This is a genomic window from Xanthobacter luteus, assembly GCF_040049235.1.
Lineage (GTDB): Bacteria > Pseudomonadota > Alphaproteobacteria > Rhizobiales > Xanthobacteraceae > Xanthobacter.
In genome coordinates, this window is the sequence record NZ_JBDZDO010000002.1 from 389,388 (window position 1) to 411,841 (window position 22,454).

General features: G+C 70.5%; 19 protein-coding genes and 1 tRNA gene. 9 read left to right on the forward strand and 11 right to left on the reverse strand.

The annotated features are described in order from the left end of the window. The first annotated feature begins 27 nt into the window (after window positions 1–27). From ABLE88_RS10325 to ABLE88_RS10335, 3 genes are read left to right on the forward strand one after another with little or no spacing between them, the layout of a single operon-like run. A complete protein-coding gene (locus tag ABLE88_RS10325) occupies window positions 28–534 on the forward strand; it encodes a (2Fe-2S)-binding protein (protein ID WP_348831473.1) in 507 nt (168 codons plus the stop codon). Further along, entirely contained in the window at window positions 531–1,517 is a 987-nt protein-coding gene (locus ABLE88_RS10330; protein ID WP_348831474.1) for an FAD binding domain-containing protein, read from the forward strand. Before ABLE88_RS10325 ends, ABLE88_RS10330 begins: the two co-directional genes overlap by 4 nt. Then, on the forward strand, window positions 1,514–3,826 hold the full coding sequence (locus ABLE88_RS10335; RefSeq protein ID WP_348831475.1) for a xanthine dehydrogenase family protein molybdopterin-binding subunit: 2,313 nt from the start codon (window positions 1,514–1,516) through the stop codon (window positions 3,824–3,826). The genes ABLE88_RS10330 and ABLE88_RS10335 overlap by 4 nt, the downstream gene beginning before the upstream one ends. A gap of 70 nt (window positions 3,827–3,896) precedes the next feature. Here ABLE88_RS10335 and ABLE88_RS10340 read toward each other — a convergent pair. Beyond that, a tRNA-Gln gene (locus ABLE88_RS10340) sits at window positions 3,897–3,971 on the reverse strand. A 184-nt stretch (window positions 3,972–4,155) separates the two neighbouring features. Here ABLE88_RS10340 and ABLE88_RS10345 point away from each other — a divergent pair. Beyond that, window positions 4,156–5,166 carry a hypothetical protein gene (locus ABLE88_RS10345; RefSeq protein WP_348831477.1) on the forward strand — a complete coding sequence of 337 codons (1,011 nt, stop codon included), beginning with the start codon at window positions 4,156–4,158 and terminating at the stop codon, window positions 5,164–5,166. A gap of 70 nt (window positions 5,167–5,236) precedes the next feature. Here the strand turns inward: ABLE88_RS10345 and ABLE88_RS10350 are convergent, their stop codons facing one another. From ABLE88_RS10350 to ABLE88_RS10360, 3 genes are all read right to left on the reverse strand, one after another. Next, window positions 5,237–6,019 carry an enoyl-CoA hydratase-related protein gene (locus ABLE88_RS10350; RefSeq protein ID WP_348831478.1) on the reverse strand — a complete coding sequence of 261 codons (783 nt, stop codon included), beginning with the start codon at window positions 6,017–6,019 and terminating at the stop codon, window positions 5,237–5,239. A 468-nt stretch (window positions 6,020–6,487) separates the two neighbouring features. Beyond that, window positions 6,488–7,282, reverse strand: a complete 795-nt coding sequence (locus ABLE88_RS10355) for a TIGR02186 family protein (RefSeq protein WP_348831479.1) — start codon at window positions 7,280–7,282, stop codon at window positions 6,488–6,490. 95 nt (window positions 7,283–7,377) lie between these two features. Next, window positions 7,378–8,304, reverse strand: a complete 927-nt coding sequence (locus ABLE88_RS10360; RefSeq protein ID WP_348831480.1) for a sulfite exporter TauE/SafE family protein — start codon at window positions 8,302–8,304, stop codon at window positions 7,378–7,380. Between the two features lie 315 nt (window positions 8,305–8,619). Between ABLE88_RS10360 and ABLE88_RS10365 the strand changes: the two genes are divergently transcribed. Then, window positions 8,620–9,912 carry a GGDEF domain-containing protein gene (locus tag ABLE88_RS10365; protein ID WP_348831481.1) on the forward strand — a complete coding sequence of 431 codons (1,293 nt, stop codon included), beginning with the start codon at window positions 8,620–8,622 and terminating at the stop codon, window positions 9,910–9,912. 70 nt (window positions 9,913–9,982) lie between these two features. Here ABLE88_RS10365 and ABLE88_RS10370 read toward each other — a convergent pair whose 3' ends face one another. Both ABLE88_RS10370 and meaB read right to left on the reverse strand, forming a co-directional pair. Beyond that, the gene (locus ABLE88_RS10370; protein ID WP_348831482.1) at window positions 9,983–10,594 is read right to left on the reverse strand and encodes a pyroglutamyl-peptidase I family protein; all 612 of its coding nucleotides are present in this window, start codon (window positions 10,592–10,594) and stop codon (window positions 9,983–9,985) included. 7 nt (window positions 10,595–10,601) lie between these two features. Next, window positions 10,602–11,585 (reverse strand): methylmalonyl Co-A mutase-associated GTPase MeaB, encoded by a 984-nt coding sequence (meaB, locus tag ABLE88_RS10375; RefSeq protein WP_348831483.1) that lies wholly within the window; start codon window positions 11,583–11,585, stop codon window positions 10,602–10,604. Window positions 11,586–11,793: 208 nt separating this feature from the next. Between meaB and ABLE88_RS10380 the strand changes: the two genes are divergently transcribed. Further along, window positions 11,794–12,000 carry a CsbD family protein gene (locus ABLE88_RS10380; RefSeq protein WP_348831484.1) on the forward strand — a complete coding sequence of 69 codons (207 nt, stop codon included), beginning with the start codon at window positions 11,794–11,796 and terminating at the stop codon, window positions 11,998–12,000. A gap of 106 nt (window positions 12,001–12,106) precedes the next feature. Here ABLE88_RS10380 and folK read toward each other — a convergent pair whose 3' ends face one another. Next, window positions 12,107–12,610 (reverse strand): 2-amino-4-hydroxy-6-hydroxymethyldihydropteridine diphosphokinase, encoded by a 504-nt coding sequence (gene folK / locus ABLE88_RS10385; protein WP_348831486.1) that lies wholly within the window; start codon window positions 12,608–12,610, stop codon window positions 12,107–12,109. Continuing rightward, window positions 12,600–13,436, reverse strand: coding sequence for a dihydropteroate synthase (gene folP / locus ABLE88_RS10390; protein ID WP_348831488.1), 837 nt, complete (start codon window positions 13,434–13,436; stop codon window positions 12,600–12,602). The genes folK and folP overlap by 11 nt, the downstream gene beginning before the upstream one ends. Before the next feature lie 339 nt (window positions 13,437–13,775). Between folP and lepA the strand changes: the two genes are divergently transcribed. Then, on the forward strand, window positions 13,776–15,581 hold the full coding sequence (lepA, locus tag ABLE88_RS10395) for a translation elongation factor 4 (RefSeq protein ID WP_348831490.1): 1,806 nt from the start codon (window positions 13,776–13,778) through the stop codon (window positions 15,579–15,581). 10 nt (window positions 15,582–15,591) lie between these two features. Here the strand turns inward: lepA and ABLE88_RS10400 are convergent, their stop codons facing one another. The 3 genes from ABLE88_RS10400 to ABLE88_RS10410 form a co-directional block, all read right to left on the reverse strand. Further along, window positions 15,592–16,833 (reverse strand): PepSY-associated TM helix domain-containing protein, encoded by a 1,242-nt coding sequence (locus tag ABLE88_RS10400; protein ID WP_348831492.1) that lies wholly within the window; start codon window positions 16,831–16,833, stop codon window positions 15,592–15,594. A 4-nt stretch (window positions 16,834–16,837) separates the two neighbouring features. Then, window positions 16,838–18,934: a TonB-dependent siderophore receptor gene (locus ABLE88_RS10405; RefSeq protein WP_348831494.1), complete on the reverse strand. Its 2,097-nt coding sequence runs from the start codon at window positions 18,932–18,934 to the stop codon at window positions 16,838–16,840. Window positions 18,935–19,301: 367 nt separating this feature from the next. Further along, complete coding sequence (locus ABLE88_RS10410) at window positions 19,302–19,826, reverse strand: hypothetical protein (protein WP_348831496.1); 525 nt, start codon at window positions 19,824–19,826, stop codon at window positions 19,302–19,304. 373 nt (window positions 19,827–20,199) lie between these two features. On the opposite strand from ABLE88_RS10410, the gene groES reads away from it, so the two are divergent. Beyond that, the gene (gene groES / locus ABLE88_RS10415; protein ID WP_348831497.1) at window positions 20,200–20,490 is read left to right on the forward strand and encodes a co-chaperone GroES; all 291 of its coding nucleotides are present in this window, start codon (window positions 20,200–20,202) and stop codon (window positions 20,488–20,490) included. A gap of 78 nt (window positions 20,491–20,568) precedes the next feature. Further along, complete coding sequence (gene groL, locus ABLE88_RS10420; protein ID WP_348831498.1) at window positions 20,569–22,215, forward strand: chaperonin GroEL; 1,647 nt, start codon at window positions 20,569–20,571, stop codon at window positions 22,213–22,215. Window positions 22,216–22,454: the final 239 nt, after the last annotated feature.

Genomic DNA, 22,454 nt, shown 5'->3' on the forward strand with positions numbered 1-22,454 from the left:
CGCTCGCCGCCGACGGATGGAGCGCCCATGGCGATACGAATCAACGGCACCGACGTCCCCCCGCCCGCGGACGCGCGGGTTTCGCTGCTCGATCTGCTGCGCGACGACCTGCATCTGACCGGCACCAAGGTCGGCTGCAACCAGGGCGCCTGCGGCGCCTGCACCGTGCTGGTCGACGGCGAGCGGGTGCTGTCCTGCCTGACGCTCGCCGCGCAGGCGGACGGCCGGTCGGTGACCACCATCGAAGGGCTGCGCGGGGAGGGCGCCCCCCATCCGCTGCAATCGGCCTTCATCGCCTGCGATGGCTTCCAGTGCGGCTATTGCACGCCCGGGCAGATCTGCGCGGCCGAGGCGATGCTGCGCGAGGTCGAAAGCGGCATGCCGAGCTATGTCACGGCCGATCTCGCCGCCGGGTCCGTGGTGCTGTCGCGCGAGGAGATCCGCGAGCGCATGAGCGGCAATCTGTGTCGCTGCGGCGCGCACAACGGCATCGTCGACGCCATTCTTAACGTGGCCGGGGAGCGCGCAGCATGATGCCGCTCAGCTATGCCCGCGCGTCCTGCGCCGACGAGGCGGCGCGCCTGACCGGCGCCGACGGCCACCGCCTGCTGGGCGGCGGCACCAATCTGGTCGATCTGATGCGCAAGGGGGTCGAGCGTCCCTCCCGCCTCGTGGACGTGACGCGGCTGCCGGACGGGATCGAGCCGGCGCCGGACGGCGGCCTGTGGATCGGCGCGGCGGCGCGCAACAGCGCGGTCGCGGCGCACCCGCTGGTGCGCACGCGCTATCCGATGCTCTCCCGCGCCATCCTGTCCGGCGCCTCGGCCCAGGTGCGCAACATGGCGACGGTCGCCGGCAATCTCATGCAGCGCACCCGGTGCGTGTATTTCAACGATGTCGCCGGCTCGCGCTGCAACAAAAGGGCGCCGGGCAGCGGCTGCGACGCGATCGGCGGCTTCAACCGCTACCACGCGGTCCTCGGCGCGTCCGACGCCTGCGTCGCGACCCACCCCTCCGACATGTGCGTCGCCCTCGCGGCGCTCGACGCCCAGATCCATATCGCCGGCGCGGGCGGCGCGCGGGTGGTGCCGATCGCCGACTTCCACCGGCTGCCCGGCGATCGGCCGGAAATCGAGACCGTGCTCGATCCGGGCGAGGTGATCACCGCGATCACGCTGCCGCCCGCGCCGTTCGGCGCGCGCGGGGCCTATCGCAAGGTGCGCGACCGGGCGAGCTTCGCCTTCGCGCTCGTCTCGTTCGCCGCCGGCGTGTCCCTGCGCGAGGGCCGGATCGCCGCGGTGCGCCTCGCGTTCGGCGGCATCGCCCCCAAGCCCTGGCGGGCCGTGCGCGCCGAGGACCGGCTGCGCGGCGCGCAGCCTGCCCCCGCGGCCTTCGCGGCGGCGCTGGCCGCGGAGTTCGCCGACGCCGTGCCGCTGCCGGGGAACGGCTTCAAGATCGAGCTGGCGCAGCGCACCGCGCGCGAGGTCCTGTCCACTCTCTGCGGGAGCGAGCGATGAGCAATGTCCAGAACGTGATCATCGGCTCCGTCCGGACCGTGATCGGATGGGTGCCGGCGCAGTGGCTGCCGGGCGGCACGCCGGACCCGCTGATCGAGCGCCGGGCGGCGATCGGCCGGCAGGCGTCCCGGCTCGACGGGCCGCTGAAGGTGGACGGGGCGGCGCGCTTCGCCGCCGAAGTCGCCATGGCGCATCTGTCCTACGCCGCGCTGGTGCACAGCCCGATCACCCGCGGGCGCATCACGCGGCTCGACACCGCGGCGGCGGAGCAGGCGCCGGGCGTGATCCTGGTGATGACCCACAAGAACATGCCGCGCCTCGGCACCGTCCCTTTGATCGGGGTCACCGATCTCACCGCCGTGGGCAACAGCGCCCTGCCGATCCTCCAGGACGGCGAAATCCGCTATAACGGCCAGGTGGTCGCGCTGGTGCTCGCCGAGACCCAGCAGCAGGCGGACCATGCCGCCGCGCTGATCGATCTGGACTATGCGGCGGCGCCGGCCAAGACGCGCTTCGAGGACGGCAAGGCCGATGCGCGCACCCCGGCCTCGATCCTCATCGACAAGAACCATCTGTCGGTGGGCAATGCCGCGCGGGAACTGGCCGAGGCGCCGCACAGCGTCGATCAGGTCTACCGGACGCCGGGCCAAAACCACAACGCCATCGAGCTGCACGCGGTCACCGTCGCCTGGCAGGGCGACGCGCTGCTCGTGCACGACACGACCCAGATGGTCGCGCCGAGCGCGAACGCCCTCGCCAAATTGTTCGGGCTGAAGAAGGAGCAGGTGCGCGTCGTCTCGCCGTTCGTGGGCGGCGGGTTCGGCGGCAAGGGGCTGTGGGACCACCAGATCGTCGCCATCGCGGCGGCGAAGCTCGCCGGACGCCCGGTCCGGCTGATGCTGAGCCGCGAAGGCGTCTACCGCATCATCGGCGGGCGCACCCCCACCGAGCAGCGCGTCGCGCTCGGCGCGGACGCCGACGGCGCCTTCACCGCTCTGATCCATACCGGCCATTCGGTGATGCCGCCCTACGGCGCCTGTCCCGAGCAATATACCAGCGCCAGCCGCGGCCTCTATGGCGCGAAGAGCTTCGAGATCGTCCAGCGGCACATCGACCTCGACATCGTGCCCAACACCTTCATGCGGGCGCCGGGCGAGGCGATCGGCACCTTCGCGCTGGAAAGCGCGGTGGACGAGCTCGCCCACGCCATGGGCATGGACCCGATCGCGCTGCGCCTGCGCAACCTGCCGGACAAGCACCCGGTCACCGGAACCGCGTTCTCGCAGCATGCCCTGGAGCAGGCTTTCGCCGACGGGGCGCGGCGCTTCGGCTGGGAGCAGAGGCGCGCCGAGCCGGGCGCGGTGCGCGAGGGCGAATGGCAGATCGGGCTGGGCTGCGCCACCGGCAGCTTCCCCTATGCGCGGATGCCCGGCGCGGCGGCGCGGATCACGCTCCATCAAAACGGGACGGCGCATATTGCCTGTTCCGCCCAGGAGATGGGCATGGGGACGGCGACCGTGCAGGCGCAGCACGCCGCCGACCGCCTCGGCCTGCCGCTCGAGGCGATCGCCTTCGAGTTGGGCGATTCCGCGCTGCCCGCGGCGCCGATGGCGGGCGGGTCCTCCCAGACCGTATCGGTGGCCGGCGCGATCATGGCCGCCGCGGAAAAGCTCACCGGCGAGCTGCTGCGCCTCGCCGGCAATGACAGCCCGGTGGCGGGGCTGCGCGCGGGGGAGGTGATGCTCGACCGCGCGGGCATCGCCAGCATCGCCGATCCGGCCCGGCATGAGAGCTATGCGTCGATCCTGGCGCGGGCGGCGCGCGCGCAGGTGAGCGTCACGGCGTCCGGGACCGCGCCGCTCGAAATGCTGAAGTTCGCCATGCACAGCACGTCGGCGATCTTCTGCGCGCTGCGCGTCAGCGCGGTGACGGGCGAAATCCGCGTCGACCGGCTCCTGGGGTCGTTCGATTGCGGAACCATCCTCAATCCGCAGACCGCCGCCAGCCAGTTTCGCGGCGGCATGATCATGGGCCTCGGGCTTGCGCTCACCGAGGAGACGCTGTTCGACGCGCGCAGCGGGCGCATCATGAACCCCTCGCTTGCCGACTATCACATCCCGACCCACCTCGACGTGCCGGAGATCGAGGTGATGTGGACCGGCATCCCCGATCCGCGCTCCCCGCTCGGGGCCCGCGGGATCGGCGAGATCGGCATCACCGGCGTCGCGGCGGCGGTCGCCAACGCGGTCTTCAACGCCACGGGACGGCGCATCCGCGATCTGCCGATCACGCTGGACAAGCTGCTGTAGCAAGAACCGCGCACGGCCTGGATTCTGCAGGCCGCGCGCGCCGAGAGGGGGCTCTGGGGGGCTCCGGCAGTGGCTGGGGCGCCTGGATTCGAACCAGGGAATGGGGGAATCAAAATCCCCTGCCTTACCACTTGGCTACGCCCCAACGCGGCGGCGGAACATATCTTCGGTCGGGCGGCATGTCCAACGCCCAGGCGCGGCGGCCGGGGGCCTGTGAACGGCGCTGCGCGGCGGCCCCCGCGCGCCATTCCGCCATCGATTTTACATCCTGATCTGCGTTAGGTTGCAGCGCTGCGCAGATCGCGCGGCTGATTTGGGGAGAGAGCGCAATGACGTTGCGCATCGCATTGTTCGGCGCCGCCGCGTTCGGCGCCGCCCTCGCCGTGAGCCTGCCCGCCGCCGCCCAGACCCCGTCCCGCCAGCAGCAATGCGCGACGGAATGGAAGCAGGCCAAGGATGCCGGCAAGGTTCCCGACGGCATGACCTGGCCGAAATTCTACAGCGAGTGCAGCGCGCGCCTCGGCGCGGCTGCCGCCCCGGCCCCCGCCGCGACCCCCGCCGCCGCGGCGCCTGCCGCCGCGGCTCCGGCCTCTGCGCCGGCCCCCGCGAGCGCGGCCAAGACCGCCGCCCCCGCCGCCGCGGCCCCGGCCGCGACGGCGGCCAAGCCGGCCAACGGCCATTCGACGCAGACCCTGTGCGCCGAGGAATGGAAGCAGGCCAAGGCCGGTGGCAAGCTGCCCGCCAGCGCCACCTGGCCGAAATTCTACAGCGAGTGCGCGGCGCGCCATGCCGGAGCGGCAGCCCCGGCAGCGCCGGCGCCCGCGGCGACCCCGGCCGCCGCCGCCAAGCCGGCGACGGCTGTGGCTCCGGCCGCGCCCGCCGCCCCGTCGGGCGAAAGCCGCCAGGCGATGTGCGCCGAGGAATGGAAGCAGGCCAAGGCCGGCGGCAAGCTGCCCGCCGGCGCCACCTGGCCGAAATTCTACAGCGAGTGCAATGCGCGGCTCGGCAGCGCCGCGCCTGCTGCCGCGCCCGCCGCCGCGCCTGCCGCGGCCAAGCCCGGCACCCCGGCGATCGCCAAGCCGGCCTCCGCCAGCCCCGCCTCGGCCCCCGCTCCGGCCGCCGCCAAGCCCGGTGCCAAGCCGCCGGTGGACGACGACGAGGACACCGGCGAGGGCGTGCGCGAGCCGACGCCGGGCCAGCTCGCCGCGCGCGAGCGCATGAAGGACTGCGGCGCGCAGTGGCGCGCCCAGAAGGAGGCCGGCAAGATCCCCGAGGGGCAGACCTGGCCGCAATATTGGAGCGCCTGCAACAAGCGCATGAAGGCGGCGGCCAGCCGCTGAGCGCGCTCCGGCCGGCGCCGCGCGGCGCCGGCCGGTTCCCCACCGCGGGGGCGGCGTTTCTTGCTGGCAGTCAGCTCCCGGAGAAGCGCGGCGCGCGCTTCTCGGCGAAGGCGAGGCGGCCTTCGCGGTAGTCCGCGCTGGCATTGGCGAGGGCGGCGACGCGGCGCGCCTCCGCCAGAACCTGCTGGGGGGCGCCTTCGCTGGCGCGGATCGCGAGCTTGGCCGCGCGCAGGGTCAAGGGCGCGTTGTCCGCCATGCGCTGGGCCAGCCGGTCGGTGGCGGTCTCCGCCTCGGCGCCCGGCACGCACAAATCGACCGCGCCGGTCTCGCCGGCGCGCGCCGCGCTCATGCGCTCGGCGGTGAAGAACAGGCGGCGCACGCTCTGGCCGCCGAACATGCGGGTCAGCCGCACGACCCCCCGCGGATCGTAGCCGAGCCCGAGCCGCGCCGCGGGAAGGGCGAAGAAGGCGTCGTCGGCCGCGATCCTGAGGTCGCAGCTCGCCGCCAGCGCGGCGCCCGCGCCGACGCAGGCGCCGCGCACCAGGGCGATGGTGGGGAAGGGCAGGCTCTCGACCGCCGAGCACGCGGCCTCCACCAGATCGTCGTAGCTCTGCACGCCGGACGTGTCGGAGCGGGCGGTGTCGAAATCCGAGATGTCGGCGCCGCCGGAGAAGGCGAGATCGCCCTCGCCGCGCAGCACCGCGACGCGGATGTCGCCGTGGCGGCCGGCATCTGCGGCGAACGCGCTGAGCGCGCGCCACATGCCGCTGGAAATGGCGTTGCGCCGCTCCGGATTGCAGAGCGCGAGCCGGGCGATGCCGCCCTCGACCGATATACGGATGGTCCCCGCCACCTGCTCCTCCCTCGCTCCCCGGCGCCGTCGCGCCGCGTGCGCCACCAGGCGGACATATGCCCCAAGGGGGACCTATGGCGCAAACCGGGTCCCAAGGCCATGGCGCCGCCCCGGTCCGGCGACGTCGGGCCTCCGGCCGGGCGCGGCGCGATCCCGCGGGCGCGCCTCAGGGAGCAATCTTATCGCAGCGATCTTGCGGGGGAAAACCTGCAGGAGGGAGCCGGGACGGCACCGCGAAGCACCGTCCCGTCCCAACGGGCGCCGGTCAGGGCTTGGCACCCGAAGGAGATCGGCCGCAGATAGGCCCTCGGTCCTTCTGTGACGATTCCATGGAGCAACTTCAAGCGAAAAATGTCGATCAGCATCGACAAATTCAACCGCTGGTAACTGAATGGTCCGGGCCGGTCAGCAATGCGCCGATGGCAAGCGCCGGCAGGCGGCGGCGATCGTCGTAGAGCGGGCCGAAGCTCACTCTTTTCGGAACAGAAGGTTGGCGAAGAAACCGACGACGAGACTGCCCAGGGCCACGGAAATACCGTAGAGAATCCCGTTGGTGTGGGCAAAAGCCGCGATACTCTGCTCGAATCCTGTGCGTGCGACATCGAAGTGTGTGCGCGCCTCGCCCACCACCTGGCCGGCCCGGAGCACGCGCAGATGCACCTCGTAGCGGCCGATGGGCGCGTGCCCCGGCAGGCTGAGCCGGGCCTGGAACACGTTGGGTGCGATGAAGGTCACCCCGGCCGGGTCCTCCTGATAGAGCTGGTGGGAGGCCTGGATGCGCAGGAAGGCGGCGCGGAAGGGATCGGGCGGCGCCGCGTCGGCGGGATCCGGACCGGCGCGCCGGAGCAGCGGGAACCGGTCGAGGCCGATCTGCTCGGCGCGCAGCACCTCGGGCGCGGCCAAAAGCGCGGCGGGCCGGCTGGACAGGACTCTGAGAAAGCCGGGAACGTCGCGGAAGGCGCGGCTGTCGGTGTTCATCCACAGCCCCACCACCTGCGACTTGCGCCAGGTGAGGAAGGTTTGCTCCGGGCCGCGCACGGTGACGACCACGTCGGGCTGCGGCCCGTCCTGCGCCATCGGCTCGGCCACGCCGAAGATGGTGATCTCGGCGCCGCTGAAGCTGGTGGTGATCAGCACCTCGCGCTCGGAGAGCGACAGGACCACCGGCTCGCCGCGATGTCCGGCCCGCTCCGCCGCCCCGCCCTGCGCGCGGTCCTCGGCGCGGTCTTGGGCACCGTCTTGGGCGCGCGCGGTGCCGGCCAAGGCGAGGACGGCGAGCAGCGCCCATAGCGACCGGCGCGCGGCCCGGCCCGGCTTGGCCCGCCCGACGAGAGGGGGGCTACTCGCGCGAGGTGGGCTCATGGCGGACCCTCCACGGGCGCGACGATGAAGGCGTCCGTCGGCGCGCGCACCAGGTCCGCCGCCACCCGGATCCCCACCGAGAGCACCAGCAGGCCCAGCAGCAGGCGCAGATATTCCGGGCGCATGGTCTGGCCGGCGCGGGCGCCGAACTGGGCGCCGACGGTGCCGCCGATCATCAGCACCAGAGCGAGCACCGCGTCCACGGTTCCGTTGGCCTCGGCGTGGAGCACCGTCGCCGCGGTCATGGTGACGAGGGTGAGCACGAGCGAGGTGCCAACCGAGGTCTGGGTCGGCACGCGCAGCATGTAGATCAGCGCCGGCACCAGGATGAAGCCGCCGCCCACGCCGAGCACCGCGCCGAGCAGGCCGATGACGAAGCCGAGCGCCACCACCGGGATGGCCGAGACATAGATGCGCGAGCGGCGGAAGCGCATCTTCAGCGGCAGGCGCATGAACCAGGAATGGGTGCCGGGCCGGTGCACCAGGGCGGCGGTGCCGCGCCGCGCCCGCACGATCGCGCGCACGCTCTCGGTGAGCATCAGCGTGCCGATGGCGCCGAGCAGCGCGGTGTAGGAGAGGGCGATGGCAAGGTCGACCTGCCCCATGCGGCGCAGGAACGCGAACAGCGCGACGCCCGCCGCCGTGCCGACCAGGCCGCCCGCCAGCAGCACGCCCGAGAGCGTGAGGTCCACCATGCCCTTGCGCAGATAGGAGAGCGCGCCCGAGAAGGAGGAGGCCGCCATGTAAGGCGAGACGCTCGCCACCGCCACGCTCGGCGGCACGCCGGTGAAGATCAGCAGCGGCGTCATCAGGAAGCCGCCGCCCACCCCGAACATGCCGGAGATGAATCCCACCGCGAGGCCCATGGCGAAGATCGTGAAGACGGCGACCGGCAGCTCGGCGATGGGCAGATAGATGGTCACGGAACAGGTCCTGATGACGCGGCGGAGCGGGCGGCGACGCGGGGGGTGGGGGCGCTTTACGGCATTGATGCCGCCATTTGAAGGGCCCGCCCGCGCCCTTTTGGAAATAATTTATCAAATAAAATCAATGGGTTTAATGGAGCCGAGCGCGGCCGGCGCCGCCCCGGGCGCGGCGCGGCGCCGGGGACGGGACGAGGCGGGGGGCCGGCGCCTTGCTCAAACCCGGCCGCCGGGAGCCCGAAGGTGGCCCAAGTCTCGCCTTGTTGTAGGCCCCGGCGCGCGCAATTATGGCGTCCAGCGGGATGAGGGAAAGTCGTGCGGAATCGAGAGACCTACGCGTTTTTCGGCGAGATCCTCGACACCCTCGACGTGGCGCTGTGCCTGTTCGACCCGCAGGACCGGACGGTGCTCTGGAACGACGCCTTCCTGCGCTTCTTCCCCGAGCATGCGGGCCATGTCCATGCGGGCGAGCCTTATCGCGAGAATCTCCTGCGCTTTTATCGCGGCCGGCTCTCGCAGGCCGAGCAGGCCAACATCGAGCGTTATGTCGAAGAGGGCATCGAGCGCCACCGCACCCAGACGCGGCCGTTCGTGTTCAGCCATCTCGGCCGGCGCCTGCGCGTCGCCTCCCAGCCGTCGCCGGGCGGCTACCGGGTGCGCATCTGGCAGGACATCGCGCCCGAGCAGGCCGTGCCGCTGCGCGACCAGCAGTGGGCGATCTTCCCCATCGATCTGCTCGGCTACATCGCCGACGGCGCCATGGTGCTCGACGAGGAGGACCGCATCATCGCCACCAACGAAGAGTTCCGGGTGCTCTACGACGTGCCGGACGAGCGTTCCGTGATCGGCCAGACCTTCGCCGAGGTGGTGCGCGAGGCGTGCCTGAAGGCCGGCCAGGAGGACCGCGCGGCGGAGGCGGCGGCGCTCGACAACCTGCGCTTCGCCGGGGCGCCGTTCGAGGTCTGCCTGCCGGGCGGGCGCTGGCGGCGGGTGATCGCGCGGCGCGCGGCCAACGGCGTCGGCTTCTTCACCCACTCCGACATCACCATCTTGAAGCGCCAGCAGACGGACTTGAAGCGGGCCATGGACGAGCTCGCCACCATCGCCGCCACCGACGTGCTCACCGGCCTCGCCAACCGGCGGCGGTTCGACCAGGCGCTGGCGGAGCAATGGGCGAAGGCGGATGCCCGCGGCGGCCCGATCGCGGTGATGTTGATCGACCTCGACCACTTCAAGGCGGTGAACGACACCTTCGGCCACGCGGCCGGGGACGAATGCCTGCGCCGGGTGGCCCTGGCGGTGCAGGAGGCGGTGACGCAGTCCGCCGACGTGGCCGCGCGCTATGGCGGCGAGGAGTTCGCGGTGCTGCTGCCGAACGCCACCGGCGAGGAGGCGATGGCGATCGCCCGCAGCATGCGCCGCTCGCTGCGCATGGAGGACTGGGCCCGCATCGATCCCGGTCTCGCGCGCCTCACGGTGAGCATCGGCATCTGCGCCGTGCGCAACCCGGCCGCGGTGGCCGCCGGAGATGCGCTGCGACGGGCCGACGAGATGCTCTACCGCGCCAAGAACAGCGGGCGCGACCGGATCGACCTGGTGGAGGCGTGAGCGCCGCGCGCGGGCCGGTGCGGGATGAGCGCCGGTGCGCCGCCACAGGTGCGGTGCCGCGCCCCCCGGCCTAGGGACGGGAACCGGCGACCGCCTGGGCGGCGAGGGCGACCAGCAGGTCGCCGAGCGCGCGGCCCATGCGCGCGCCGTCGGTGCCGCGCGGGCGGCCCGTGCGGCCGGGCAGGTGGACGAACACCGCCGGGGCGCCGCCCGCCAGGCCGAGAACGCGGTAGTAGGCGGCGTTGCAGAGATAGCGCCCGGCGTCGCGCGACAGGCGCGCCGGCACGCCGTGGCGCCGCAGCGCCGCCAGCAAGGGCGCGAGGCGGGCGCTGGCGCGGCGTGCCGCCGCCTTGTCCGGCGCCAGCCGGCGCCCGGGCGGATGCGCCTTCGCGGCGTCGGGCGCGGCGCGGGCGGCGTTCACGGCGCGGGTCTCGACGCAGACCTGCCGCCGCCGCGCGGCGACCCCCAGCATCAGCACCGCCGCCGGCCGCGCGCGCGCCATCAGCGCGCCGAGCCCATCAAGGGCGTCCCAGCGGGTCGGCAGCACCACCACCTTCACCTCGAAGCGCGCGAGCGCCGGGCGCTTGAGGCGCGCCAGCTGCTTTGCCAGCACGGCCGAGGGGTTCGCCGGCACGCCGGGGAACGGGCCGAAGGCGGTGACCAGCAGGACCGGCCGCGTCATCGCCGCCTCACAGGCCGATGAGGGCGGCGATCTCGGCGGCCGCCAGCGCCGGGGCGAGGGTGCCGTCCGCCACCTCCTTCTCGAGCTGCGGCAGGCGCGCCTTCACGGCCGGATCGTGGGTGACGCGCTCGGCGAGGCGCTCGTTCAGCAGCGTCCACATCCAGCGCACCTGCTGGGCGCGGCGGGTGGCGGCGAAGGTGCCGGCGGCCTCGCATTTGCGCCGGTGCAGCTCCACCTGCTCCCAGATCTCCGGGATGCCGGCGCCGGTGAGCGCGGAATAGGTGAGCACGGGCGGCGACCAATGGGCGGAGCGCGGGCCGAGCAGGTGCAGCGCCGCGCGGTATTCGCCGGCGGCGGCCTTGGCGCGGGCGAGGTTGTCGCCGTCCGCCTTGTTCACGGCGACGATGTCGGCGAGCTCCAGCACGCCCTTCTTGATGCCCTGCAATTCGTCGCCGGCGCCCGGCAGCATCAGCACCAGGAAGGTGTCGGTGAGGTCGGCGACCGCGGTTTCCGACTGGCCGACGCCGACCGTCTCCACCAGCACCACGTCGAAGCCCGCCGCCTCGCACAGAAGCATGGTCTCGCGGGTCTTGGCGGCGATCCCGCCCAAGGTGCCGCTCGACGGGGACGGGCGGATGAAGGCGTTGTCGTCCATGGACAGGCGCGCCATGCGGGTCTTGTCGCCGAGGATCGAGCCGCCGGTCCGGGTCGAGGAGGGGTCCACCGCCAGCACCGCCACCTTGTGGCCCTTGCCGGTCAGATACGAGCCGAGCGCGTCGATGGTGGTGGACTTGCCCACCCCGGGCACCCCGGTGATGCCCACGCGCACCGCCCCGCCGGTGCGTGCCAGCAGCCCCTGCAGCAAGGCCTGGGCGCGCTGGCGGTGGTCCGGCCGGCGCGATTCCACCAGCGTGATGGCGCGCGCCAGCGCCGCCCGCTCGCCCCGCGCCACGCGCTCGCCGAGCGCCGCATCGTCCTCGTGTCGCACCACGCGCCTTCCCTTCTCGCGCCCGCGCCGGTCAGCTTGCCCCCACGCTGACCGGATAACGCGTTCTCTTCCATCAATTTAGAGGGCGCCGAGCAAATTGATCCAATTTGATCGGATGGCCCTCCATCGCCGCTTCCGGGGCGCGCCGCCGGGAACCCCCGGAGCTGCCCAGCGTTGTTCCGGCATATTTCCAACCACGAGAGGACGAGCCATGAACTGGGACCGCATCGAGGGCAACTGGAAGCAGGTGACGGGCAACGTCAAGGCCCAGTGGGGCAAGCTCACCGACGACGACCTGACGCAGATCAACGGCAACCGGGAGATCCTGGAAGGCAAGCTCCAGGAGCGCTACGGCTACGCCAAGGACGAGGTGAAGCGCCAGGTGGACACCTGGTCCACCAACTTCCGCGCCATGTGAAACCTTCCGCCCCGCCGCGCGTAAGCCGGCTGGCGCGAGAACACCGGCGCCCCGCCCATTGCCTGGGACGGGGCGCCTTTTTGCGTTTCCGCGCGGCGGCGGCCCTTCACGGCGGCACCTTGCGGATGCCGGCGACGTCGAGGCCGGCGAGCGCCGCGCGCGCCGTGGTGCCGAAGGCCTCGAAGTCTGGGGCGATCTCGCTCAGCGGCACCAGCACGAAGGCGCGCTCCATCAGGCGCGGATGGGGAATCTCCAGGTCCTCCTCGGCGATCGTCTCGCCTTCGAACCACAGGATGTCGATGTCGATGCGCCGCGGGCCGTAGCGCACCTCGCGCGCCCGCTCGCGCCCGAGCCGGCGCTCGATGCCGAGGACCAGGTCCAGCAGCGCGCGCGGCCCGTCCGGCGCGGCCACCTCCACCACCTGGTTGAGATAGGGCCCCTGCGGCACCGGTCCCCAGGGCGGCGTCTCGTAGATCGAGGAGGCGGCGCTGAGCCGCACGCCCGCCGCTTCGAGCTGGGCGCGGGCCTGGGCGAGCGCCTCGGCGCGGTCACCGAGGTTGGAGCCGAGGCACAGAAAAGCCCGCCGGCCGGCGGGCGGCTCAGGGGGCATCGCGGATCGCCTCGGCCACGCGCAAGGCCTGGACGTGGGCGGCGACGTCGTGCACCCGCACGATCTCCACCCGCGCCATGACGGCGATCACGTTGGCGGCGATGGTGCCCGGCAGCCGCTCGGCGGGCTCGGTGGCGATCACCTTGCCGATCAGCGACTTGCGCGAGGCGCCGAGCAGCAGCGGCAGGCCGAGCGCGCGCAGCTCCGGCAGCCGGCGGATGGCGGCGAGGTTCTGCGGGAAGCTCTTGCCGAAGCCGATGCCGGGATCGAGCACGACCTTCTCCCGCTTCACGCCGGCCTTGTCCGCCCGCTCCAGCGCGCGCGAAAAGAAGGCGAGCATGTCGGCGACGATGTCGAGGCCCTCGTCCACCTGATCGCGGTTGTGCATGACGATGGCGGCGGCGTCGTGGTCCGCCACCACCCGCGCCATGTCCGGGTCGCGCATGAAGCCCCAGACATCGTTGACGATGACGGCACCCGCCTCCAGCGCCCGGCGGGCGACGGAGGCCTTGTAGGTATCCACGGAGACCGGCAGGGCGCTTTCCACCGCCAGCCGCTCCAGCACCGGCGCGAGGCGCGCCCATTCCTCCTCCGCCGCCACCGGGGTGTGGCCGGGGCGGGTGGATTCCGCGCCCACGTCGAGGATGTCCGCGCCCTCCTGGGCCAGGCGGCGGGCATGGGCGAGCGCGTCGTCCGGCGCCGCGCTGCGCCCGCCGTCGGAGAACGAATCCGGCGTCACGTTGAGAATGCCCATGACGAGGGTGCGCGGCCCGAAGGCAAGCGTGCGCCCGCGGGCGAGAAGGGTGCGTGGGGTGATCGGGTCCATGGCGCGCCGCATGAGGGGGTGGGGGCCAATGAAGCCGCTGCGGGGCGCGCTGGCAAGGGCGGGGCGAGCTTCCTGCGGGAACGCCGGCTCCGCTTCGGGATCACCCCTCCCCCTTGTGGGGAGGGGCAGGGGAGGGGGTGTCAGGCCATGGTGGTCGCGGCGGCGACGCCTACCTGGCCGCCGACATCACGCGGCGCGACCCCCACCCCCTCGCCCCTCCCCACAAGGGGGAGGGGAGGCCGCTCCCATCTGCCGCTGCCCTCCGCCGGGCCGGTCTGCCAGCACGCTCAAGCCGCGCCCCGCCTTGTGGCCGCCTCGGGCCGATGCTATGCGGCGCGGATGACCGCCAGCGCCCAGAAGAACATCCGCAACTTCTCCATCGTCGCCCATATCGACCATGGCAAGTCCACGCTCGCCGACCGGCTGATCCAGATCACCGGCGGGCTCACCGAGCGTGAGATGACCGACCAGGTGCTCGACAGCATGGACATCGAGCGCGAACGCGGCATCACCATCAAGGCGCAGACCGTGCGCCTGTCCTACAAGGCCAAGGACGGGGAAACCTACATCCTCAACCTCATCGACACCCCCGGCCATGTGGACTTCGCCTATGAGGTGAACCGCTCGCTCGCCGCCGTGGAGGGCTCGCTCCTGGTGGTGGACGCCTCCCAGGGGGTGGAGGCGCAGACGCTCGCCAACGTCTACCAGGCGATCGACAACAATCACGAGATCGTGCCGGTCCTCAACAAGATCGATCTGCCCGCCGCCGAGCCGGAGAAGGTGAAGGCGCAGATCGAGGACGTGATCGGCCTCGACGCGTCCGACGCCATCGGCATCTCGGCCAAGACCGGTCTCAACGTGGACCAGGTGCTGGAGGCCATCGTCACCCGCCTGCCGCCGCCCATGGGCGACCGCGCGGCGCCACTGAAGGCGCTGCTGGTGGATTCCTGGTACGACACCTATCTCGGCGTGGTGGTGCTGGTGCGCATCGTCGACGGCGTGCTCAAGAAGGGCCAGCGCATCAAGATGATGGCCGCCGACGCCGCCTATGACGTGGACCGCGTCGGCGTCTTCACCCCCAAGATGGTGGCCATGGCCGAATTGGGCCCGGGCGAGATCGGCTTCCTCAACGGCTCCATCAAGGAGGTGGCGGACACAAGGGTCGGCGACACCATCACCGAGGAAAAGCGCCCCTGCGCGGAGATGCTGCCGGGCTTCAAGCCGGCGCAGCCGGTGGTGTTCTGCGGCCTGTTCCCGGTGGATGCGGCCCAGTTCGAGGACCTGCGGGCCGCCATGGGCAAATTGCGCCTCAACGATGCCAGCTTCTCCTTCGAGATGGAAACCTCCGCCGCGCTGGGCTTCGGCTTCCGCTGCGGCTTCCTCGGGCTGCTGCATCTGGAGATCATCCAGGAGCGCCTGGAGCGCGAGTTCAACCTCGACCTCATCGCCACCGCCCCCTCGGTCATCTACGAGATCCAGATGACCGACGGCTCGGTGATCGACCTGCACAACCCGGCCGACATGCCGGACGTGGTGAAGATCGAGGAGATCCGCGAGCCGTGGATCCGCGCCACCATCCTCACCCCGGACGATTATCTCGGCAGCGTGCTGAAGCTCTGCCAGGACCGGCGCGGCACCCAGATCGAGCTGACCTATGTGGGCGCGCGCGCCATGGTCACCTATGACCTGCCGCTGAACGAGGTGGTGTTCGATTTCTACGACCGGCTGAAATCCATCTCCAAGGGCTATGCCTCGTTCGACTACCAGATCACCGAATACCGTCCCGGCGACCTCGTGAAGATGTCGATCCTGGTCAATGCCGAGCCGGTGGATGCGCTCTCCATGCTGGTGCACCGCGCCCGCGCCGACGCGCGCGGCCGGGTGATGTGCGAGAAGCTGAAGGACCTGATCCCCCAGCATCTGTTCAACATCCCGATCCAGGCCGCCATCGGCGCCAAGATCATCGCCCGCGAGACCATCAAGGCGCTGCGCAAGGACGTGACGGCCAAGTGCTATGGCGGCGACATCTCCCGCAAGCGCAAGCTTCTGGACAAGCAGAAGGAAGGCAAGAAGAAGATGCGCCAGTTCGGCAAGGTGGAGATCCCCCAGGAGGCCTTCATCGCCGCGCTGAAGATGGACGAATAGGGCCGGCGCGTCACTCCGCCGGGACCGCCTTCGGCCTGGCCGCCTTCATTGCCCGTGCCCTGCGGCCCTTGCGCTTGATCCACCAGATCACCACGCCGGTGACCGAGAGCATGGCCACCACCACGCCCATCACGGCGATGAGGATGCGCCCGAACAGGCCGAGCACGCGGCCCGAATGGATGGGAAGCTGGAGCGCGAGAAACACGTCGCCCGCCGAGCCGGCGCCGGGGATGGCGGCGCCGCGGAGCTCGCCCGTGTCGCCGCTGAAATAGAGCCAGCGCTGGTCGAACGGGTCGTCATGGTCGCCGAACGAGACGCCGAAGACGCCGTAATGGGGCGAATAGAAGATCTCGCTCGCCGGTTCGCTCCAGCCGCGCGCGCGGGCCTCCCGCACGCCGGCCGCGAGCACCCCGTCGAAGGAGAGCGTGCGCGGGCGCAGCCGCTCGAACGGGGCGCCGGAGAGCGGGGTGGGCGTGAGCGTCGAGAACAGGCGCACGATCGGCTCCGCCACCTCGCGCCGCAGGTTCATGGCGATGGAGGAGAAGGCGATGGCGATGAGGATCACGAACAGCCACAGCGCCACCGCCCGGTGCAGATCGAGATGGAGCCGGAACCGGCTGCCGCCCTTGATGGCGAAGGCCGGCGTCCATTTGGCGAGGAAGGGCCGTCCGCGCGGCAAGGTGAGGGCGAGGCCGACAAAGCCGTCCACGAACCACAGCACAGCCACCACGCCCATCAGCAGGATGCCCATTGTGCCCGGCAGGCTCAGATTGTGGTGGAACTCGTAGATGAAGGGCACGAAAGCGAGCCGCGAGAAGCAGCATGCGCCCCACAGCCGCGCGGCGAGGATCTCTCCCGACACTGGGTCGACGTTGAAGTAATCCTTGGCGATGTCCACCGGCTGGCCGCTCGCGGGGTCGATCCGGCCCATGGCGAACACGGCCGCGGCGTGGCCCGGCGCGTGCTCGAGGGCCATGTACCAGACCGCGCGATCGGGATCGCCCGCCTCGATCTTCGCCGCCAGCGCCTCGGGCGCCAGCGGCGCGCCCCGCGCCGTGGCGGTATAGGCCTGCGGGTTCAGCCGGACGTCGATCTCGTCGTGGAAGGCGAGGAGGCTGCCGGTGATGCCGGCCACAAACAGGAACAGCGCCGTCGCGAGCCCGAGGATGCGGTGCGCCCAGACCAGCCCGGAACGCAGCGCGAGGCCGCCGTGGCGGGGATGCGCGCCGGTTGCCGGCGCGGTCTGCGTCATCGCGTCACCACTTGTACCTGGCCGAGGCGATGACCGAGCTGCCCTGCTGCCAGTACCAATAGCCTTCGTTGAGCAACGCCTGCTGCTGGCCGAAGATGTTCTTGCCGTTGACGGCGAACTTCCAATTGTCTTTCTCGTAGTAAATCGCCGCGTCGATGGGGAATTGCGCCGGGTTCATGTAGGTGTTGGTGTTGTCGGACCAATATTCGCCGATATAGCGAATGCCGGCGCCGACGCCGAAGCCCTTCCAGGGGCCGTCGGGAACCATGTATTTCGCCCAGAGCGAGGCGACGTGCGCCGGCATGTTGACCGGCGTGTTGCCGATGGTGTTGAGCTCCAGGCTGTCGAGAATGGTGCCGTTGGTGTAAGTATAGGCGGCGGTCAGATCGAGGCCCTGCGCCAGCTGCATCAGCGCCTCGAACTCGAAGCCGCGCACGCGGACATCGCCCACCGGGCTGTAGACGAACGTATTGGGATCCGGCACCGCGTAATTGTTCTGCGTGATCTGGTACACCGCCAGGGTGACGTAGCTGCGCCCGCCCTTGGGCTGGAACTTGATGCCGGCTTCGTACTGCTCGCCCGAGGACGGCTCCAGCAGCGCGCCGTTCGCGTCGACGTTGATCGAGGGCTGGAACGAGGTGGCGTAGCTCACATAAGGCGAGATGCCGGCGGAAAACTCATAGAGCAGGCCGGCCTGCCAGGTGAAGGCGTGATCGTCGCGGGTCGCCGTGACCACATGGGAACTGGTCTGGTCCTGGGAGGCGAAGTCCTGGCGCCCGCCAATGCTGAAATGCCAGCCCTCGCCGAACGTCATCTGATCCTGCAGATACAGGCCGAGCTGGCTCAGGGAGGCGCCGCTATAGGCGAGCAGCGTCGGCATCACCACTTTGTTCGGCGCATTGGGATCGAACATGTTGATCGGGCCGGCGGGCCCCTCGCCATAGCCGTAATTGCTGTTCAGCCAGAGATAGTCGACGCCGGCGAGCAGCTTGTGCTGCACCGGGCCGGTCGCGAGCTTGATCTGAAGCTGGTTGTCGGCCTGGAAGCTGTCGAGGGTCTCGACATAGTTCGCCGCGGCCATCTCGATGAAGGGGCCGTTCACCACGCCGGTGGCGTCGGTCCAGAAGCTGTGGTTGTCGATATGGCCGTAGCGGACGTTCTGCCGCGCGGTGATCGTGTCGTTGAAATCGTGCTCCAGCCGGTAGCCGATCTGCTCCTGGGTCTGCTGGATCGCGTTGTAGGTGGTCCCCATGGGGATATTGGTGAGGACGTTCGGCGTCTGCCAGTAGGCGGTGTTGGAGGGAACCCGGCTGTCGAGGATGTTGGCGAGGATGGTGAAGCGCGTGGTGTCGTTCTGGAACGTCACTGTCGGCGCGAGGTAGAGGGCATTGTTGGTGGTGTAGTTCACCGTGCCTTCGGCGGCGCGGGCGACGCCGGTGACGCGGTAGAGGACGCTGCCGTCCTCCTTGCCCTTGCCGCCGACGTCGAACGAGGTCTGGAACCAGCCGGGGGCGCCGACCTCGCCCTCGACCACGGCGAACGGGGTGTCGACCGGCATCTTCGAAATGCGGTTGATGAGGCCGCCGGGCACCGTCTGGCCGTAGAGCACGCTCGCCGGGCCCTTGATCACGTCGATCCGCTCGAGGCCCTCGGTCTCCGTGCGCCAATAGGCGAAATTGCCGGACTGCTGGGACAGGCCATCGCGGAAATCGCCGCCCGAGGTCACCGCGAAGCCGCGCAGGTAGATGTCGTCGAAGCGCGGGTCGTAGCCGTAGGCGCCGGTGACGACGCCGGCGGTGTAGGAGACCGCGTCCACCACGGACTGGACGGCGCGGTCGTCCATCTCCTGGCGCGTGACCACGGAGATGGAGCGCGGCGTCACCAGGAGCGGCGTGTCGGTCTTGGTGCCGACGGCGCTGTTCTCGGCGATGTAGCCTTGCACCGGGCCCCAGGCGCTCTGGTCGCCGCTCTCGACGGTGAGGGTGGGAAGCTGGGTGTCCTCGGCGCAAGCGGGGGCGACGGCGAGCGCGGAAAGCGCCGTGGCGGCCAGCAGCGCGCGCCCGCGCGGGCGACATGGATCGGGGCGATCAAGGGCAGTCATGGCAATCCCGCAAGAGCGAACAGCATGGAATCTGTTCTACGGGTACGGGATGCGGCACCGCCGTATCAACTCAATTAGAAAGACGATCCCTAGATTGAAATTGTTATAATACTGAACTTGTCGCGTTTTATCGGGTTCAGGACAGGGAAATCAAAGGTTTAATAAATTACAATTCCAATAATTAAAAGATCTGCCGGCATTCATTCCGTTGCGTCATGTCGACGCCGTCCTCTGCCCACCCATCGGCGCCGGCTTCACGGCCGCAGAATCCGGGCCGCCGGCCTGCCTCGAGGAACAGGCGCCCGCTGCGCGACAAACGAAAACGGCCGCCCGCAGGCGGCCGTTCATGGCGCGGGAAGGGGCAGGGTCAGGAGCAGCGCACGAACACCGAGGTGCCGTAGCGCTTGGACACTTCGGGATCGACGAACTTCAGCACCAGCACCTGGCCGTCGAAGCGCAGCACCTGGCGGTCGCGCTCGCCGCCCGCCGGATCCTCGGGCGGGCCGATATAGACCGGGCCGCCGGCCACCTGCTTGGAGACCAGCTCGGTGAGCTTGTTGTCGTCGGCGAGATACATCATCACCCCGCCATTGGTGCCGGCGGTAATGACATAGGGGTTGGAGCATTGGGCCTTGGCCTGCGCCTCGGTGCGCGCCGCGTCGTCCGGCCGGTGGTAGGCGGCAAGGCCCCAGCGGCCCACCAGGCGGTCCGGCGGGATCGGGCTGGTATATTGCGGCCGCGCGGGCGGCGGCGGCGCGCTGGGCGTGGTCTCGCAGGCGGCGAGCCCGAGCGCCAAGGCGAGGGCGACGGCGGCGCCCCACGGGTGGCGCCCGGAGCTCCGGCGCGCGGGCCGGGCCGGGGACGTCTCGTGTACCACCGTCTGTCTCAGCATCAGGCCACTCCGCAACCTTCGCGCTTCCTGCGCCCTGGAATTCTGCCTCCCCGTCCGGCCGGGCGGACGTGCCGGACCATAGAGCGTTCGCGGCGCGGCGTCGACCTTGGGACCGCGCTGGGGAGCCGGCTTCGTCCTGACCGTGGGGCAGATGCCGCGGCATCTGCGCTTGGGCGGGGTCGAGGGAAATCCTAGAAGGCCTTGGTTACCGATTGGTGTGCGCGGGCGCGGGCCAAAAGCCGCGCGCCGGCCGCCCCTCGCCTTGACGCGGACGGGTGGGCTCATTATCTCCGGCCCGAGCTTGGCACTCTCATATCCTGAGTGCCAGAACTGGCGGGACCGCCCGCCTCCCAGCGCCGAGAGGAAAACACCCATGGCCTTCCGTCCCCTGCACGACCGCGTGGTCGTCAAGCGCATCGAAGCCGAGCAGAAGACCGCCGGCGGCATCATCATCCCCGACACCGTCAAGGAGAAGCCCCAGGAGGGCGAGGTGGTTGCGGTCGGTCCCGGCGCCCGCGACGAGGCCGGCAAGCTGGTCCCGATCGACGTCAAGGCCGGCGACCGGGTGCTGTTCGGCAAGTGGTCCGGCACCGAGGTGAAGATCGACGGTGATGACCTCCTCATCATGAAGGAAAGCGACATCCTCGGCGTCATCACCAAGTGATGGGGCGCCGCCGCGGCGTGTGATCCGGGCCCGCCGGGTCCGCTCCGACAACGATAATCCCAATCTCAGGAGGCCGGAATGGCTGCCAAGGACGTGAAATTTTCCTCCGACGCGCGCGACAAGCTGCTGCGCGGCGTCGACATCCTCGCCAATGCGGTGAAGGTGACGCTCGGCCCCAAGGGCCGCAACGTGGTGATCGAGAAGAGCTTCGGCGCGCCGCGCATCACCAAGGACGGCGTCACCGTCGCCAAGGAGATCGAGCTCGAGGACCGGTTCGAGAATCTCGGCGCCCAGCTGGTGCGCGAGGTCGCCTCGAAGACCAACGACACCGCCGGCGACGGCACCACCACCGCCACCGTGCTCGCCCAGGCGATCGTCAAGGAAGGCGCCAAGGCGGTGGCCGCCGGCATGAACCCGATGGACCTCAAGCGCGGCATCGATCTTGCCGTCGCCGCCGCCATCAAGGACATCCAGGCGCGCGCCAAGAAGGTCTCCTCCTCCGCGGAAGTGGCGCAGGTCGGCACCATCTCCTCCAACGGCGATGCCTCGATCGGCGAGATGATCGCCGGCGCCATGCAGCGCGTGGGCAATGAGGGCGTCATCACCGTCGAGGAAGCCAAGACCGCCGAGACCGAGCTCGAAGTGGTCGAGGGCATGCAGTTCGACCGCGGCTATCTCTCGCCCTACTTCATCACCAATGCCGAGAAGATGATCGCCGAGCTCGAGGACCCCTACATCCTGATCCACGAGAAGAAGCTGGGCGGCCTGCAGCCGATCCTGCCGGTGCTCGAGGCGGTGGTGCAGTCGGGCCGTCCGCTGCTGATCATCGCCGAGGACGTGGAGGGCGAGGCGCTCGCCACCCTGGTGGTCAACAAGCTGCGCGGCGGCCTGAAGGTCGCGGCCGTGAAGGCCCCCGGCTTCGGCGACCGCCGCAAGGCGATGCTGGAGGACCTCGCCATCCTCACCGGCGGCACCGTGATCTCCGAGGACCTCGGCATCAAGCTTGAGAGCGTGACGCTGGCCCAGCTCGGCCGCGCCAAGAAGGTGATCCTCGAGAAGGAGAAGACCACCATCGTCGACGGCGTCGGCGCCAAGGCCGACATCGAGGCGCGCGTCAACCAGATCAAGGCGCAGGTCGAGGAGACCACCTCGGACTATGACCGCGAGAAGCTGCAGGAGCGCCTCGCCAAGCTCGCCGGCGGCGTCGCGGTGATCCGCGTCGGCGGCTCGACCGAGGTCGAGGTGAAGGAGAAGAAGGACCGCGTAGACGACGCGCTCAACGCCACCCGCGCGGCGGTGGAAGAGGGCATCGTGCCGGGCGGCGGCGTGGCCCTGCTGCGCGCCAAGAAGGCGGTCGAGGCGCTCAATTCCGAGAATGCCGACATCGCCGCCGGCATCAAGATCGTGCTGAAGGCGCTCGAGGCGCCGATCCGCCAGATCGCCGAGAATTCGGGCGTGGAAGGCTCCATCGTCGTCGGCAAGGTGCTTGAGGCGAAGGATCCGAACCAGGGCTTCAACGCCCAGAGCGAGGAATATGTGGACATGATCGCGGCCGGCATCGTCGACCCGGCCAAGGTGGTCCGCACCGCGCTCCAGGACGCGGCCTCCATCGCCGCCCTCATCGTCACCACCGAGGCGCTGGTGGCCGAGCTGCCCAAGCGCGACTCGGGCATGCCCTCCATGCCCGGCGGCGGCATGGGCGGCATGGGCGGAATGGACTTCTGAGGAAGTCCATTCCGACCAGGATGTTGAGGTCCCAAGCCGGCGGCGCCGGCTTGGGTGGCGGAATGGACTTCTGAGGAAGGCCATTCCGACCAAGATGTTGAGGTCCCAAGCCGGCGGCGCCGGCTTGGGTGGCGGAATGGACTTCTGAGGAAGCCCATTGCGACCGGAATGTTGAGGTCCCAAGCCGGCGGCGCCGGCTTGGGGGAGCAAGAAGGGCGCGGCCGCAAGGCTGCGCCCTT

Excerpts from the sequence above, each read along its gene's own strand:
- ABLE88_RS10405 (WP_348831494.1), bottom strand. The coding sequence starts at position 18,934 with ATGACTGCCCTTGATCGCCCCGATCCATGTCGCCCGCGCGGGCGCGCG.
- ABLE88_RS10370 (WP_348831482.1), bottom strand. The coding sequence starts at position 10,594 with ATGACGCGGCCGGTCCTGCTGGTCACCGCCTTCGGCCCGTTCCCCGGC.
- folP (WP_348831488.1), bottom strand. The coding sequence starts at position 13,436 with ATGGACCCGATCACCCCACGCACCCTTCTCGCCCGCGGGCGCACGCTT.
- ABLE88_RS10410 (WP_348831496.1), bottom strand. The coding sequence starts at position 19,826 with ATGCTGAGACAGACGGTGGTACACGAGACGTCCCCGGCCCGGCCCGCG.
- folK (WP_348831486.1), bottom strand. The coding sequence starts at position 12,610 with ATGCCCCCTGAGCCGCCCGCCGGCCGGCGGGCTTTTCTGTGCCTCGGC.
- groES (WP_348831497.1), top strand. The coding sequence starts at position 20,200 with ATGGCCTTCCGTCCCCTGCACGACCGCGTGGTCGTCAAGCGCATCGAA.
- ABLE88_RS10380 (WP_348831484.1), top strand. The coding sequence starts at position 11,794 with ATGAACTGGGACCGCATCGAGGGCAACTGGAAGCAGGTGACGGGCAAC.
- groL (WP_348831498.1), top strand. The coding sequence starts at position 20,569 with ATGGCTGCCAAGGACGTGAAATTTTCCTCCGACGCGCGCGACAAGCTG.
- ABLE88_RS10335 (WP_348831475.1), top strand. The coding sequence starts at position 1,514 with ATGAGCAATGTCCAGAACGTGATCATCGGCTCCGTCCGGACCGTGATC.
- ABLE88_RS10400 (WP_348831492.1), bottom strand. The coding sequence starts at position 16,833 with ATGACGCAGACCGCGCCGGCAACCGGCGCGCATCCCCGCCACGGCGGC.
- ABLE88_RS10325 (WP_348831473.1), top strand. The coding sequence starts at position 28 with ATGGCGATACGAATCAACGGCACCGACGTCCCCCCGCCCGCGGACGCG.
- lepA (WP_348831490.1), top strand. The coding sequence starts at position 13,776 with ATGACCGCCAGCGCCCAGAAGAACATCCGCAACTTCTCCATCGTCGCC.
- ABLE88_RS10345 (WP_348831477.1), top strand. The coding sequence starts at position 4,156 with ATGACGTTGCGCATCGCATTGTTCGGCGCCGCCGCGTTCGGCGCCGCC.
- ABLE88_RS10330 (WP_348831474.1), top strand. The coding sequence starts at position 531 with ATGATGCCGCTCAGCTATGCCCGCGCGTCCTGCGCCGACGAGGCGGCG.